Source organism: Paenibacillus sp. LHD-38 (assembly GCF_031157315.1).
Lineage (GTDB): Bacteria > Bacillota > Bacilli > Paenibacillales > Paenibacillaceae > Pristimantibacillus.
Map to the genome: position 1 here is coordinate 106232 of NZ_JAVIFU010000002.1, position 13943 is coordinate 120174.

The 13943-nt window shown below is 47.9% G+C and carries 16 protein-coding genes; 2 read left to right on the forward strand and 14 right to left on the reverse strand.

Annotation, left to right across the window (positions count from 1 at the left end; all coding sequences use genetic code 11):
- Positions 1–130: 130 nt before the first annotated feature.
- A complete protein-coding gene (locus RCO25_RS02505) occupies positions 131–1699 on the forward strand; it encodes a YifB family Mg chelatase-like AAA ATPase (protein ID WP_308994572.1) in 1569 nt (522 codons plus the stop codon).
- Positions 1700–1765: 66 nt separating this feature from the next.
- Here RCO25_RS02505 and RCO25_RS02510 read toward each other — a convergent pair whose 3' ends face one another.
- From RCO25_RS02510 to rplS, 7 genes are all read right to left on the reverse strand, one after another.
- Positions 1766–2173 carry a YraN family protein gene (locus RCO25_RS02510; protein WP_308994573.1) on the reverse strand — a complete coding sequence of 136 codons (408 nt, stop codon included), beginning with the start codon at positions 2171–2173 and terminating at the stop codon, positions 1766–1768.
- Complete coding sequence (locus RCO25_RS02515) at positions 2163–2471, reverse strand: EscU/YscU/HrcU family type III secretion system export apparatus switch protein (RefSeq protein WP_308994574.1); 309 nt, start codon at positions 2469–2471, stop codon at positions 2163–2165. Before RCO25_RS02515 ends, RCO25_RS02510 begins: the two co-directional genes overlap by 11 nt.
- Positions 2468–4318, reverse strand: a complete 1851-nt coding sequence (locus tag RCO25_RS02520) for a hypothetical protein (RefSeq protein ID WP_308994575.1) — start codon at positions 4316–4318, stop codon at positions 2468–2470. Before RCO25_RS02520 ends, RCO25_RS02515 begins: the two co-directional genes overlap by 4 nt.
- A gap of 253 nt (positions 4319–4571) precedes the next feature.
- Entirely contained in the window at positions 4572–5186 is a 615-nt protein-coding gene (locus tag RCO25_RS02525) for a ribonuclease HII (RefSeq protein ID WP_308994576.1), read from the reverse strand.
- 21 nt (positions 5187–5207) lie between these two features.
- Entirely contained in the window at positions 5208–6074 is an 867-nt protein-coding gene (gene ylqF, locus RCO25_RS02530; protein WP_308994577.1) for a ribosome biogenesis GTPase YlqF, read from the reverse strand.
- Positions 6075–6083: 9 nt separating this feature from the next.
- A complete protein-coding gene (lepB, locus tag RCO25_RS02535; RefSeq protein ID WP_308994730.1) occupies positions 6084–6695 on the reverse strand; it encodes a signal peptidase I in 612 nt (203 codons plus the stop codon).
- Between the two features lie 181 nt (positions 6696–6876).
- A complete protein-coding gene (gene rplS / locus RCO25_RS02540) occupies positions 6877–7218 on the reverse strand; it encodes a 50S ribosomal protein L19 (protein ID WP_053375699.1) in 342 nt (113 codons plus the stop codon).
- Positions 7219–7419: 201 nt separating this feature from the next.
- On the opposite strand from rplS, the gene RCO25_RS02545 reads away from it, so the two are divergent.
- Complete coding sequence (locus tag RCO25_RS02545; RefSeq protein ID WP_308994578.1) at positions 7420–8832, forward strand: CAP-associated domain-containing protein; 1413 nt, start codon at positions 7420–7422, stop codon at positions 8830–8832.
- Positions 8833–8908: 76 nt separating this feature from the next.
- Here RCO25_RS02545 and trmD read toward each other — a convergent pair whose 3' ends face one another.
- The 7 genes from trmD to ftsY form a co-directional block, all read right to left on the reverse strand.
- Positions 8909–9661 (reverse strand): tRNA (guanosine(37)-N1)-methyltransferase TrmD, encoded by a 753-nt coding sequence (gene trmD, locus RCO25_RS02550; RefSeq protein ID WP_308994579.1) that lies wholly within the window; start codon positions 9659–9661, stop codon positions 8909–8911.
- 3 nt (positions 9662–9664) lie between these two features.
- On the reverse strand, positions 9665–10189 hold the full coding sequence (gene rimM, locus RCO25_RS02555; RefSeq protein WP_308994580.1) for a ribosome maturation factor RimM: 525 nt from the start codon (positions 10187–10189) through the stop codon (positions 9665–9667).
- 215 nt (positions 10190–10404) lie between these two features.
- Positions 10405–10635 (reverse strand): KH domain-containing protein, encoded by a 231-nt coding sequence (locus RCO25_RS02560; protein WP_308994581.1) that lies wholly within the window; start codon positions 10633–10635, stop codon positions 10405–10407.
- A 25-nt stretch (positions 10636–10660) separates the two neighbouring features.
- The gene (gene rpsP / locus RCO25_RS02565; protein ID WP_056637034.1) at positions 10661–10933 is read right to left on the reverse strand and encodes a 30S ribosomal protein S16; all 273 of its coding nucleotides are present in this window, start codon (positions 10931–10933) and stop codon (positions 10661–10663) included.
- A gap of 33 nt (positions 10934–10966) precedes the next feature.
- The gene (ffh, locus tag RCO25_RS02570) at positions 10967–12343 is read right to left on the reverse strand and encodes a signal recognition particle protein (RefSeq protein WP_308994582.1); all 1377 of its coding nucleotides are present in this window, start codon (positions 12341–12343) and stop codon (positions 10967–10969) included.
- Between the two features lie 26 nt (positions 12344–12369).
- Positions 12370–12732, reverse strand: coding sequence for a YlxM family DNA-binding protein (gene ylxM / locus RCO25_RS02575; protein ID WP_308994583.1), 363 nt, complete (start codon positions 12730–12732; stop codon positions 12370–12372).
- A 166-nt stretch (positions 12733–12898) separates the two neighbouring features.
- On the reverse strand, positions 12899–13906 hold the full coding sequence (ftsY, locus tag RCO25_RS02580) for a signal recognition particle-docking protein FtsY (protein WP_308994584.1): 1008 nt from the start codon (positions 13904–13906) through the stop codon (positions 12899–12901).
- Between the last annotated feature and the right edge of the window lie 37 nt (positions 13907–13943).

The window sequence follows — 13943 nt, forward strand, 5'->3', positions numbered from 1 at the left end:
TTATCATACGCGAATTTTTTAAACATTGACAATTTGTTGAGAACTAATCTATGATATTGGCAAATTCATAAATACGGACCAGAATCGTAAGGAAGCACCTTCATTCTCATACATGGGGGTGCTTTTTGTTATGTTCAATATCATTCAAAGTGCAAGTGTATATGGGGTAGATGGCAAAAGCATATCGGTTGAGGTTGATATTTCAAGCGGTTTGCCGCAAATTAACATCGTCGGGCTCCCCGATCCCGCGGTTCGCGAATCGGTCGAGCGCGTGAGGGCAGCGCTGAAGAACAGTGGCTTTACTTTCCCCATGGACAGAATAACGGTTAACCTAGCTCCAGCCGACTTGCGCAAAGAAGGCACATCGTTTGATTTGGCCATTGCAGCCGGTATCCTGACCGCAAGCGGACAAATAAGCGCAGCTCCCTTCGAAGGCACACTCCTTATAGGAGAGCTTTCGCTAAATGGCAGTGTCCGGCCGGTTGCAGGTGTATTAGCCATGATCGAACAAGCGAAACGACTTGGCTTTAAGCGTGTTTTATTGCCTAGCGGCAACGTGAATGAAGCCGTTTGGATATCGGATATGGAGCTTTATGCGCTCAATCATTTGAATGAGCTGGATTTACTCAAGAAGAAACAAGCGGACTGGGATCACATACGTGTTGTTCAAGGAAGTGATTCTGCATTTGATTGTATGCAGAGTAAAGATATTTTAAATAAACAGGATGAAATCGGCGATTACGGCGATGTTATTGGTCAGCATCAAGCCAAACGCGCTATGCTCATTGCAGCATCCGGCAAACATAATATTTTGCTAAGCGGACCACCCGGCACGGGCAAAACGATGATGATACGGCGTTTACCCGGTATTTTACCGCTGCTGAACGAGCAGGAAGCGCTGGAGGTTACCAAAATCTACAGTGTCGCAGGTAAGCTCCATGAAAGCTCTCATGGCCTGATTACGCAAGTTCCCTTCCGCGCTCCGCATCATACAATCTCTTCGGGCGGCTTAATCGGAGGCGGCTCCATCCCCAAACCAGGCGAAGTAACCCTGGCACATCGCGGCATTCTCTTCCTTGATGAATTGCCTGAGTTTCCAAGGCAGGTGCTTGAGGTTATGCGGCAGCCGCTTGAGGATAAAATCGTGACCATTTCCCGTTCGAAGGCTGTGTTTCAATTTCCGGCAAATATTATGCTGGCCGCCTCTCTCAATCCTTGCCCCTGCGGTTATTTTGGCCATGAGTATGGCGACAAGCGCTGCACCTGCAGCTCAACTCTAATTAGTCGTTACCGGTCAAAAATTTCGGGTCCGCTGCTAGACCGGATCGATTTGCAGCTTGAAGTACCCCGTCCGATTTCATTAGATCAGCACTTATCCGGTCCATCTCTTAATACGGCTCAGATGAAGAGCATGGTATTGCAAGCAAGAGCCTTCCAGCATGCACGTTCATCTGAATCTAACATCAAAACCGCAGGCGAACTTACGGGCGCAGCTTTGCGTAAGGCCATACTCATTAAGCCTGAAGCGGTAAGCCTGCTGGAAAATGCTTTTGAAGCACTCGGCATCAGCATGCGTGCTTATGACCGAATGCTGAAGCTGGCACGAACGATTGCCGACTTAGAAGCAAGCGATTACGTTGAAGCAGCGCATATTGCCGAGGCTATTCAATTTCGCGGACTTGACAAGCCAGTACCCTAAGGACGAAGAGAAGGACTCTCACGGCGTGTTGATAACTCCAGTGAAAGTCCTTCTTAAGTTGTCCCGCTAAAAGGCTCCTTGATAATGCTTGCATTCAATTATTTTGTCATCTATACGATTTATCGTTACAGTAATGACATCAAACCGCAGGGAGGCATCTAAGCGTCCAATGCTTCGCAAATAAACTTGAGCCGTATTTCTTACCTTCTGCTGCTTACGGTAATCGACGGATTCGACCGCTGAGCCGAACCTTCCGCCTTCCCTTCTCGCCCGCACCTCAATAAATACAAGCCTGTTCTCTTGTTCTGCGATAATATCGATCTCTCCGCTGCGGCAGCGCCAATTGCGTTCTGTAATGGTATAATTCGACTCCATTAAATATTCGCAAGCTAACTTCTCGCCAAGCTCACCCGTTAGCTTCCTTGTATCTCGCTTGTTCTGCGCGTAAAAGTTACCGGTTTCTTTATCCGTCAATCATATCCCTCGCTTTGCGGTCTGAGCGATAGACAAAGCTCAAAATTTCAGCAACTAATGTGTATAGCTCAGCCGGGATCTCTTGATCTATATCAAGCTTGGAGAGGACCTCCACAAGCGAGGAGTCCTCTTGAACGGGAATGCCATTTTCCTTTGCCCGTTCGAGAATGAGATCCGCAATATGGCCTTTTCCTTTGGCTACCATGACCGGGGCCGTGCGTTCTCCAGGTTGGTAGCGCAGGGCAACCGCTTTTTTGACTTTTGCTGGCTGCGGCTTGTTCTCTTGGTCGCTGCTCATATTCGATAGTCCACTCCCTTGTAACGATTCGAAGAAAAAGCGGACATATCGGTCATTTGGTTATTCTTAACAGCTAACGCGGATGCCGATGTTTCATCCTGCTTATTTTCGCCCGCCTTTGGCAGTGGCGTAGTACGCAAAGAAAGCAGCTGATAGCCTGCATTCTGAAGGCTGCCGGCGATCTCGGATCGAGATGCCTCTGCAAGCGCTGATATTGCCGGATGATCATTCCATAGGTTCAAGCTTACGATTTTATCCATGACATTCACATCAACCATCGTATCGCCAAGCGTATTCATGGATAGATTGAAAAGCAGTCTGCAATTTGAAGAGTCTAGTTCCCCTTTGCTTCCGCGCCTCGTCTGAATATGTACGGATGCGGTTTGCTTTCCATCTTCACTGTTAAGAGGGATATACATCGTCACATGTGTAAGAACCGAGTTATTTCGTTCAGGCGTCAATAGAAGCTGCTGGCCCGTTATTTGTTGAACAAGCTGCTGCGCTGTCTCTTTTACTGCTGGCGGCGTATTATCCGCAGATACGAGTGCCAGAAGGGCGCTTTTTAGAGATTCCTGCTGTACTGGGGGCGATGAGTCCGGCAATTGAATCCCGTCTGCTATCCCTGAGGCTACGGTTGCTGCCGCCCTCTCGACTCCCAGCTTGAAGTCTTGTAGCCTTATGTGACGTTGTTCTGGGTTTTCGTCATCTCCCGGCTTCACTGCGTGATCAACTTCAGCTGATTGAGCAGCTTCTTGCTTGATAGTCGCCTCGGGTTGAACCGCAGGCATAACTGGGGGGCTTTGAACATTCAAAACTGGCTTGACTGTTTTTTTCCCGGAAGCCGCCTCGTGCGATGATGCCGCAGCTGCCGCTTGATTTTGTTGGCTCGGTTGAGAATCATTTGTTATTGTCTTTGCAAGCTGAAGCTCATGATCCACTCCCATCCATTTCATCATCTGCCCAAGCCAATTGGGTTGATTGGCAGCTCTGACAGCTTGCGGCATGGATTTTTCTGCGGAACCGTCTTCGGCAGAATCGCCCATTCCTACATTCGCTTGCTGTGATTCTATCTTCACGTTTGATGCATTCTGGATTTTGGCAGCAAGCGGCTCTTTTCCAGCGTCACCCTCCAAGCTTGAGGAATCGATCACCGCCGCCGCCCCGCGAAGGAGTTCCATCCCTTCCGACAAAAGGGCTTGTACGCGAACTGCCGCATGATTTAAAGGCTTGCTCTCCGTATCCGTACCTTTTGATCCGCCTAACTGCAGCGTTGTAAGCTGATGCTGCAAAGTATCCAGCAGCTCATGTGCGCTTCGTCCAAACATAACCTGCTGCATGGCTCCCACCGTAGCTCCTGTCATAGGAAGTCCGCGTTTAAAGGTAGCGGAGGCGGCCTGCATCCATTGCTCTGCATCGCCTCCTGGTGGCATCACCAAGGCAGCCTTCTGAAATGCTTGCGCGACCTCGCGATTTAGGATTACGCCTTCTTTGCGCAAATCCTTCACTAGCTGAGCTGCCCACTTTTGTTCAGGCAATGCCAGCTGCTTTGCCCATTCCTTGAACGTATCCTCTGGCAAGCCTACTTGACCGGGTTCAATCTGTTTCAGCATCACAAGCGCTCCGCTTGATTGCGGCCGCACCTGCAGCATTGCTGTTTGACCCGCTTGTAAGGGCTGCTCCAGCTTTGCCCGGACCTGCACACCGTTAATTTGGACCAGTGCTTCGTTATTTTCCATCACCTGCAGGATGACTCCCCGTACGATCTGTCCAACCTTAAGCTCTACCGCTCTTGTATCCGCACTTGAAGCTTCACCCAAGAAGCTTCGCATCATTTGACTAATATTCATCTGTTCATCCGCCTCCGCTGCTCTTGCGCCAATTTGAGCGTACCTTAATGCGCTCCTTGCTGTCCCCTATGTATCTTCTAACGACTGCGTTAACCTATAAGCCTTATATCGGTCATCATGTGCAAAGCATGAAGCTATTCATTCCAAAAAGTCCTTCTACGAACAAAATAACGCCCGACAATTACACTAGGCATCCTTTGCCTGGTACAATCAATCGAGCGTCATATATCTTCATTTTAATTGCAAGGGGCCGTTAAAAAAGCAACAATTGCTCCTTCGTAAACAAATTGCCTAGAAACGATCTGCGATGCAAAGGGCTTGGCCCATTTTCTATCAATCGTTCTCGGTGCAGCTTAGTTGCATAGCCTTTATGAATCGCGATCCCGTATGCAGGATAATCCTGCTCCCATTCCGACGCGCAAAGCCTATCGCGTGTAACCTTGGCTACAATTGAAGCGGCTGCGATACTCTGGCTCGTTGCATCCCCTTTGATAATGGATTGCTGCGGCAGAGACACATCCACCTTCTCCGCATCGATAAGCAAATAATCAGAAGGAATTTGCAAGGACTCTACGGCAATTTTCATGGCAAGCCGAGCAGCCTGCTTTATATTGATACGGTCAATCGTTTCCGCATCAACGCGAGCGGCCGACCAGGCGACGCATTCCTGCAAAATAACATCATAAAGCTGGTCACGCTTTTTCTCAGAAAGCTTCTTAGAGTCATTAACTCCTTCAATCACCAGCCCAGGCGGTAAAATAACGGCAGCTGCGACAACATCTCCGAACAAACATCCCCGCCCTACCTCATCTACGCCCGCAATTGCTTTATAACCTTCCTGCCATAACGACTGTTCGTATTGCAGCACGTTACGTTCCCCCGTTTCACATCAATAAGGTGGAGCTTCCAGCGTAATCCGTCCCAGCTTTCCTGAGCGCAAATCACGTAAAATAATTCCTGATGTCTTCTCCAAATCGACGTGGCCGCCGCTAATCAGACAGCCTCTACGACGCCCGATATCTTCCATTACGCGAACGATTTCATCCGAGTCCGATGCATCCTTCGGCGGAGTTTCAAGTTCGTAACGCTCTTTTATGTTAGGCCAGTAGCGATCCAGCAGCTCACGCATTGCAAAAAAAGCAATATCGTCAACGTTCAAGATTTGCTCTCTAATCGCGCCTGTCATCGCAAGCCGATAGCCGACAAGTTCGTCCTCGAATTTCGGCCACAAAATGCCTGGCGTATCGAGGAGCTCCATTTCCGTACCGATCTTTATCCACTGCTGCCCCTTCGTCACACCTGGACGGTCGCCTGTTAAAGCAATCGCACGGCCGGCGAGTTTATTGATCAGCGTCGATTTCCCGACATTCGGTATACCGACAATAAGGCCGCGAAGAGCGCGCGGGTTAATTCCTTTGTTGATTTGACGGGCAATTTTCTCATGTAAAATCTGCTTCGCCTTTAACGGAACCTCGTTTACTTTCGTCCCTGTAGACGAATCAATCGCAATCGATTCATGACCTTCATTACGGAAATAGGCCATCCATTGCTCCGTTGTCTTAGGGTCAGCCAAATCGGATTTGTTCAATACAATCAATCTTGGCTTTCCGTTCAAAATTTCCTCAATCATCGGATTGCGGCTTGAGAGCGGAACACGAGCATCCAACAGTTCGATGGCAAGATCGATTAGTTTCAGCTTGTCTTGTATTTGCCGTTTCGCCCGTGTCATATGTCCCGGGAACCATTGAATGGTCATTTACTCACCTCATTTAGTCCAGTGCTTAATAAACTCTAATTTGTTCAGCGGCCAAAAAATGATATCAGCGCGGCCCACTACCTCTTTATCGGATACAAATCCGATCACCCGGCTATCCGTGCTGTCGCTCCGGTTATCGCCAAGAGCAAAAATCGTATCCTCAGGAACTACAAGTTCAGCTACATCGGAAGTCGATCCTTTTTCATTATAAAGCCTGCCTTCAGCATGTGCTGCCTCAACGGCTTCTTTAATATAAGGCTCATCAATTTTCTTATCATTAATATAGAGGTCATCGCCGTCGAGCCTTATTTTGTCGCCTGGTACGCCTATAACCCTCTTAATAAATTTACGGCCTTGCTCTGGAACATCGAATACGACGACTTCTCCAAATTTAGGCTCGCGAATCGTATACAATATTTTATTTACAATCAATCGTTCGCCAGTCTCAAAGTTCGGCTGCATCGAAGGTCCGTCGACGATGAATGGGGAAAACAAAAATTGACGTATTAGAAATACGAGAACGACTGCGATCACTAATGCTTTGATCCATTCTACGATTTCTTTATAAGCACCGCCTTGCTTGCCAGAGCCGGAAGCATGGACAGCTGCTCGAGTAGGTATATTTTGCTGAAAATCCGCATGGTCCTGCGTATCCTTTAAATCATGATCATTGCCTGTCCCGTCATTTCGCTGCTGAGAGTCCACTCTGCCCGCCTTCTTCCCATATGCTGTAGTATGTAAATGACCTTTGAGAAAAAACGAAAAGGAGCTTGTTTGCGCAAGCCCCTCTTGTCGTTTGTTCTTAACGAATTTCTTTAATACGAGCAGCTTTTCCGCGAAGACTACGTAGGTAGTACAATTTCGCGCGACGTACTTTACCACGGCGAGCCACTTCGATTTTTTCGATTTTAGGCGAGTTAAGCGGGAAAGTTCTTTCCACACCAACACCGTAGGAAATTTTACGCACTGTAAAAGTTTCGCTAATACCACCGCCGCGACGTTTGATTACAACGCCTTCGAACAATTGGATACGCTCACGAGTTCCCTCGATAACTTTTACATGAACTTTTAGCGTGTCACCAGGACGAAAGTTCGGTAGACCTTGACGCAGGTTTTCTTGCGCAATTGTTTGCAAAAGATTCATTTGATTCACTCCTTCCGCCATAGACGTTCTTATAAGCTCACCGAATTCCTCTGAACCGGGTCATCGCTGATAGCGGACCGTCCGACTTTTCGAACAACATTAAAAATATTACCATAGTCAGCCCAATAATACAATACGATTTTTTATTCCTATTTCATGTATACTGAAATATGACAAACACCGACAGAAGAGGTGAATGATTTGCACCAACTTAATAAATCTGTTTCAGCGATTAAAAAAGGGGGAATAACGGCTGTTCTTTTACTGTTAGCTTTCTCCGCACCTACTCGAACATTTGGTGAAGCAACCGCTTTCAAGGATACGAATGGTCACTGGGCAGGCTCCTATATCTCCTGGGCTGTCGATCAAAAATTAGCACTGGGCTATGGCGATGGCTCCTTTAAGCCCAATAATCTTATTAATGAAGCTGAATTTTTGGCAATGCTGTTAAGAACATATAACCTAGCAGTTGAATCACCGTCAACCGGCAGCGTTTGGTCAAAGCCATATTACGATTATGCAAATAATCATGGCTGGCCGCTTAGTCCTTCACCGCAAAACAAGGAGTTACGTCGAGGAGAGGCGGCTCTCCTGCTTGCTTCAGCAGCGAACGGGAAAGCTTTCACGGAGCAAAGCGCCATCCAATGGCTGCTCGATGAAAAAATTTCTAACGGCCGAACTTCAGCGACAGTTACGGGCTTCAGCCCGGATGGCAAGCTTACCCGCGCAGAGGCGCTAACCTTCTTTTACAACCTAAAGCAGCACTCAAAAACACTATCGGATGCAAAAATTATAAAGACAAACCATTCACTCGGCGGCATCTCATTAAATGAAACGCTGGAGAAACTCCAGAATACGCTTGGCAAACCTTCACGCATTGATCCAAGTGAATACGGTTTCTCCTGGCATGTTTATCGCAGCAGCTATAGTCATTACATGATGTTCGGCGTGCAAAACTCCAGGGTTGTGGCGCTCTTCTCGAACGCAGGCGACGATTGGGTAAGTCCATCCGGAGTAAAAATCGGACAAACGATTGAAAGCGCCAAGAAGCTTGTGAAAAACGCAGTTAGCCCCGAGCATAAGGATGACTATTACGCGTATACCATAGGCGGCGAACAAATCACCCTTTTCTACGACAGCCAGGACGCAAATAAAATTGCAGGTATCATGCGAATGAATCAATCGGTCTCCAAACCTGTTAAATCAGCTTATGCAAGCAAGCTTGAGTCTGCTTTTGAACAGCAGCTCTTCGATCTTGCAAACGCGGAGCGTGCCATCCGCGGCATACCTCTCTTGCAATGGGACAAGCTCGCTGCCGCTTCCGCGCATAGTCACAGCAGCGATATGAATAATCGCGACTTTTTTGACCACACCAACCCGGACGGTTCCTCACCGTTTGATCGCATGAAAGCAAAAGGGGTTATCTACCACTCAGCGGCAGAAAATATTGCTGCTGGCTATTCAAATAGCATATTCGCTCACTATGGTTGGCTCAATTCCAAGTCAGGACATCGCGAAACGATGTTGGACAGCAAGCTCAAGCGACTTGGTACTGGCATTTCCGTTGGTGGAAGCTATCAAACCTATTATACCCAAAATTTCTACACTCCATAATACGGCTAACACAGCTAATATTAAAATAAAAGCAGCAGCGAAAGTCCGCTGCTGCTTTTATTCTTATCTGGACTAGTTACTTGTCCTTTTTAGACGTTTGCTGCCTCTGCTGAGCAGTCAGCCACTTGCGTTCCTTGTCAGTCAGCTCAGCGCTCTCCAGAAGGTCTGGTCGCCGCTCCAGCGTCCGCAGGAGCGATTGCTCGCGGCGCCATACCTCGATATTCGCATGGTGCCCGGAAATTAAGACATCGGGAACCTCCCAGCCGCGAAATTCAGCAGGACGGGTGTAATGGGGATGCTCCAGCAGGCCCGTGCTGTAAGAATCCGTTACGGCTGAAGTCTCGTTCCCGAGCACCCCTGGAAGCAGCCTTACAACGCTATCTATAAGAACCATAGCCGGAATTTCTCCACCGGTAAGCACGTAATCTCCAATTGAAATCTCGTCGGTCACGAGATGCTCTCGAATACGCTCGTCATAACCCTCATAGTGGCCGCAGATGAGAACCAAATGCTTCTCTTGGGATAGTTCCTCTGCTTTCTGCTGCGTAAACTGCGCGCCTTGAGGACAGAGCAGAATGACACGGGGCTTTACGTCATTATCGAGTTTAAGATCCTCAACGGCAGCAAAAACAGGCTCTGGCTTCAATACCATGCCGCCTCCGCCACCGTATGGATAATCATCAACCGTATTGTGTTTATTGCCTGAATATGCTCGGAAGTTGATCGCTTGAAGGGAAACAATCCCTTTTTCTTTCGCTTTTCCCAGAATACTGGCGTTAAACACGCCATCGAACATTTCCGGAAACAGCGTTAGTACATCTATCTTCATCAGTTAAATCAATCCTTCCATCAAATGGACCGTCACGATTTTCTCTTTCTTGTCTACATTTAACAGGACATCGTCTATGACAGGCAGCAGAAGCTGCTTGCCAGAGCCTTTTGGACGGTCAACGACCCAAACATCATTGGCGCCAGGGCTTAAAATTTCGGAGATAACGCCCAGCTCTTCACCTTCATCAGAAATAACGCGGCAGCCAATTATTTCATGATAGTAATATTCGCCTTCGTCAAGCTCCAGCTGCTTGTCCTCCGACACCTTAAGCACCCAGCCTTTATATTTCTCGACTTGATTAATATCAGTGAAGCCTTCCAGCTTCAATATGTATACGTTTTTATTCGCTCGTGAGTTAATTATTTTCACTTCTAGCGAAGCTCCGGATTCCTCGTTCAGCATAAGCAGTTTGCTTCCTGCAGCGAAACGATCCTCTGCGAAATCCGTTTGCGATAGAATTTTCAGCTCGCCTCGAATACCGTGCGTATTAACAACCTTCCCGACTGTAAACCATTTCTCGTTCATGACAACCAGCCCTTCATAATGTGTATTGCCTTATTATACATGCAAAAACGGCATCGTTCCATGTTGGAGAACGAAGCCGCTATAATGAGCATAAGAATCGCCGTTAAAAGCTCATTTCACGGTGTTATATAAGCAGATTTATAAGTGAGATTATAAATTCTTATATAATGAAAAAAAGGCTAGGACATTCATCCTAACCTTCTCCCGTACGTGCATCATGACATAATGTCGACGATGACGCGCTTTTGCGATTTGACGGAAGCAGAAGTCACTACCGTACGCATAGCTTTCGCTATGCGTCCCTGTTTACCGATGATTTTACCGATATCCTCGGGGTGAACCGAAAGCTCGTATATCGTGCCACGGTCATCATCCTTCACATTGATTTGCACCTGTTCAGGATGATCAACCAATGCCTTCGCTATGACAAGAATCAATTCTTTCATCTCAAGGCCCTCCGCTATTCAACAGTTATTTCTGTTGCCGAAGCTCATGGAACTTTTTAAGAACACCAGCTTTGGAAAGCAAGTCGCGAACTGTATCAGAAGCTTGCGCTCCTGTTTGCAGCCATTTCAACGCTTTTTCTTCATCGATCTTAACTTGAGCCGGTTGTGCAACCGGGTTGTAAGTGCCGATCTCTTCGATAAAACGTCCGTCACGCGGCGAACGGGAATCCGAAACTACTACGCGGTAGAAAGGAGCTTTGTGAGCACCAATTCTTTTCAAACGAATACGTACTGCCATGAAAATTCACCTCCTTCAAAGAGTAAACGATTATTAAAACGGGAACTTCATATTTTTGCTGAGCATGCCCTTCAGGCCTTTCTTGCCGCCCTTCGGTCCTTTCGGCCCCATCATCGATGAGAATTGCTTCATCATTTTCTTCATGTCATCAAACTGCTTAATAAGGCGGTTAACCTCGACAATCGTCGTGCCGCTTCCTGCAGCAACACGCTTGCGGCGACTATGATTAAGCAGCTCGGGCTTTTGCTTCTCCTCTTTCGTCATGGAGCGAACAATAGCCTCGACACGGCCGATCTGTTTCTCATCGACCTTCATATCCTTCATACCCTTCATCTTGTTCATGCCGGGGAGCATATCCATGATTTGATCGAGCGGTCCAAGGTTGCGAACCTGCTCCATCTGCTCAAGAAAATCATCGAACGTAAATTCTGCTGTGCGCATTTTACGTTCCATTTCTTTCGCTTTGTCCGCATCGATATTCGATTGTGCCTTCTCAATCAGCGATAGCATGTCGCCCATGCCGAGTATACGAGAAGCCATACGCTCAGGATGGAACGGCTCCAAGGAGTCGATTTTCTCACCCATCGCTGCGAATTTAATTGGGCAGCCTGTTACGGCTTTGACGGAAAGCGCCGCGCCACCGCGAGTATCGCCGTCAAGCTTCGTCAATACGACTCCCGTAAGAGCAAGCTGCTCGTGAAAGCTTTGTGCTACGTTTACGGCATCTTGCCCCGTCATCGCATCCACAACGAGCAGTACTTCATCCGGCTTCGTAACCTGATGGATTTGCTTCAGCTCTTCCATCAGCTCTTCATCGATATGCAAGCGGCCGGCTGTATCGATAATGACGTAATCATTTCCGTTCTCTTTGGCATGCTGCAGTCCCGCACGCGCAATTTCTACAGGTGATGTCTGATCACCGAGCGAGAAGACCGGCGCATTGATTTGTTCACCAAGCACTTGAAGCTGTTTGATCGCAGCGGGACGGTAAATGTCACACGCGATTAGTAGCGGTTTGTTGTTGCTTTTCTGCAATAGCTTGGCCAGCTTTCCGGTCGTTGTTGTCTTACCAGCGCCCTGCAAGCCTGCCATCATAATAACGGTCGGAGGCTTGTTAGCCTTTGCCAGCTTACTTTGCGTACCGCCCATCAGCTCGGTCAGCTCTTTATTTACGATATCGATGACGACCATGCCGGGCGTGAAGCTCTTGGATACATCCAAGCCAATAGCCCGTTCCTTCACCTTCGCGATAAAGTCTTTCACGACTTTAAAGTTAACGTCCGCCTCAAGAAGCGCCAAACGCACCTCGCGCATTGCTTCGCTAACATCTTCCTCGGAAACCTTGCCTTTGCCCCTCAGCTTGCTGAACACATTTTGAAGCCGACTCGATAAGCTCTCAAATGCTGCCATGTACCGTCACCTCCATTCTTTATGTATTATTCGGCTAATTTAAATTGTGCTATAACATTCATGAGTACCTGCCTATCCTGCTCGGCAATGGCAAGCTCATTCACGCTGTTTACAAGCTGCACGGTTAATTGTTGAAGTGAATCATGTCTAACAAGTAAGCCTAGCTTGCTCTCGTAGCTCTCCAGCACCTGCTCAGCACGCTTTATATGCTCGTACACGGCTTGTCGGCTAATCCCGAACTCGGCTGCAATTTCCCCAAGGGAGAAATCATCATGAAAATAATATTTGAGAAACGTCCGCTGCTTCTCAGTCAAGAGCGGCTCGTAAAAGTCGAACAACAAGTTTATTCGGGTTGTTTTGGATAAGGCATCTGGTTCATTTGCTTTCATCCCCTCAGCCCCTCCTGGTATTTAGCTTGTTTCGCCGACAAGGTAAACACCTTTACACCTGACAACGTCTTTTATAATACATGACGCCATAGGCTGCTGTCAAGCATTTCCCCTTGTCACCTTTACGAACGGTTCTGACTGTCTGCTGCTTTTGCTCAAATCGGCATTATTCCGCCTTTTTTTCCGTTTCCTCTGCGTCCTCGCGTTGAATCAATCCCGCAAACAACGCATGGATAAATTGCTCTGAATCAAACTGCTGAAGGTCGCCCATCTTCTCGCCTAATCCAACCAGCTTCACCGGTAAGCTCAGCTCATTTCGAATCGCAATAACGATACCGCCCTTAGCCGTACCGTCCAGCTTCGTCAGAACAAGGCCGGTAACGCCGCTCTTCTCTCCGAACAGCTTAGCCTGGCTAAGCGCGTTTTGACCAGTCGTCGCATCAAGCACCAGCAGAACCTCATGCGGTGCTTCCGGCAGCTCGCGCTGAATCACGCGAAAAATCTTGTTGAGCTCTTCCATCAAGTTCGTTTTATTTTGAAGTCTTCCCGCTGTATCGCATAAGAGTACGTCTACACCGCGCTGCTTAGCCGCTTGCACTGCATCGAACATAACGGCTGCGGGATCTGAGCCAGATTGCTGCTTGATTACATCCACGCCAACCCGCTGACCCCATACCTCCAACTGCTCGATCGCTCCTGCACGGAACGTGTCGCCTGCCGCCAAAAGCACGCTTTTGCCCTCGCTCTTGAACTTGTGGGCAAGCTTTCCGATTGTCGTCGTTTTGCCGACACCGTTAACGCCAACGAACAAAATAACGGTGATACCGCTAGGTGCCATGCGCAAGCCGGAATGATCGTCACCCTTCATAAGGTTTATCAACTTTTCTGATAAGATTGGCTGCAAGTCAGATGCATCCTCGATCTTACGTTTTTTGACTTCGACACGGAGATCGTCAATTAGCTGCATAACCGTGTTGACACCAACATCCGCGCCGATTAGAATTTCTTCCAGCTCCTCGTAGAACTGTTCGTCAATTTTTTTGCGACGCGTAATAAGCTCTTCAACCTTTTCTACAAACGCCGTACGCGTCTTCGTCAAACCTTCTTTGAAAATATTCGTTACCGCTTCTGTTTTCGTCGCGATGCTTTCCTTCAGCTTCTTAAAAAAACTCATCGTTTCCACTCCCATCCTCACATTGCCGGCTTTTCTT

Excerpts from the sequence above, each read along its gene's own strand:
- RCO25_RS02505 (WP_308994572.1), top strand. The coding sequence starts at position 131 with ATGTTCAATATCATTCAAAGTGCAAGTGTATATGGGGTAGATGGCAAA.
- RCO25_RS02515 (WP_308994574.1), bottom strand. The coding sequence starts at position 2,471 with ATGAGCAGCGACCAAGAGAACAAGCCGCAGCCAGCAAAAGTCAAAAAA.
- RCO25_RS02520 (WP_308994575.1), bottom strand. The coding sequence starts at position 4,318 with ATGAATATTAGTCAAATGATGCGAAGCTTCTTGGGTGAAGCTTCAAGT.
- ylqF (WP_308994577.1), bottom strand. The coding sequence starts at position 6,074 with ATGACCATTCAATGGTTCCCGGGACATATGACACGGGCGAAACGGCAA.
- rplS (WP_053375699.1), bottom strand. The coding sequence starts at position 7,218 with ATGAATCTTTTGCAAACAATTGCGCAAGAAAACCTGCGTCAAGGTCTA.
- trmD (WP_308994579.1), bottom strand. The coding sequence starts at position 9,661 with ATGAAGATAGATGTACTAACGCTGTTTCCGGAAATGTTCGATGGCGTG.
- rimM (WP_308994580.1), bottom strand. The coding sequence starts at position 10,189 with ATGAACGAGAAATGGTTTACAGTCGGGAAGGTTGTTAATACGCACGGT.
- RCO25_RS02560 (WP_308994581.1), bottom strand. The coding sequence starts at position 10,635 with ATGAAAGAATTGATTCTTGTCATAGCGAAGGCATTGGTTGATCATCCT.
- rpsP (WP_056637034.1), bottom strand. The coding sequence starts at position 10,933 with ATGGCAGTACGTATTCGTTTGAAAAGAATTGGTGCTCACAAAGCTCCT.
- ffh (WP_308994582.1), bottom strand. The coding sequence starts at position 12,343 with ATGGCAGCATTTGAGAGCTTATCGAGTCGGCTTCAAAATGTGTTCAGC.
- ylxM (WP_308994583.1), bottom strand. The coding sequence starts at position 12,732 with ATGAAAGCAAATGAACCAGATGCCTTATCCAAAACAACCCGAATAAAC.
- ftsY (WP_308994584.1), bottom strand. The coding sequence starts at position 13,906 with ATGAGTTTTTTTAAGAAGCTGAAGGAAAGCATCGCGACGAAAACAGAA.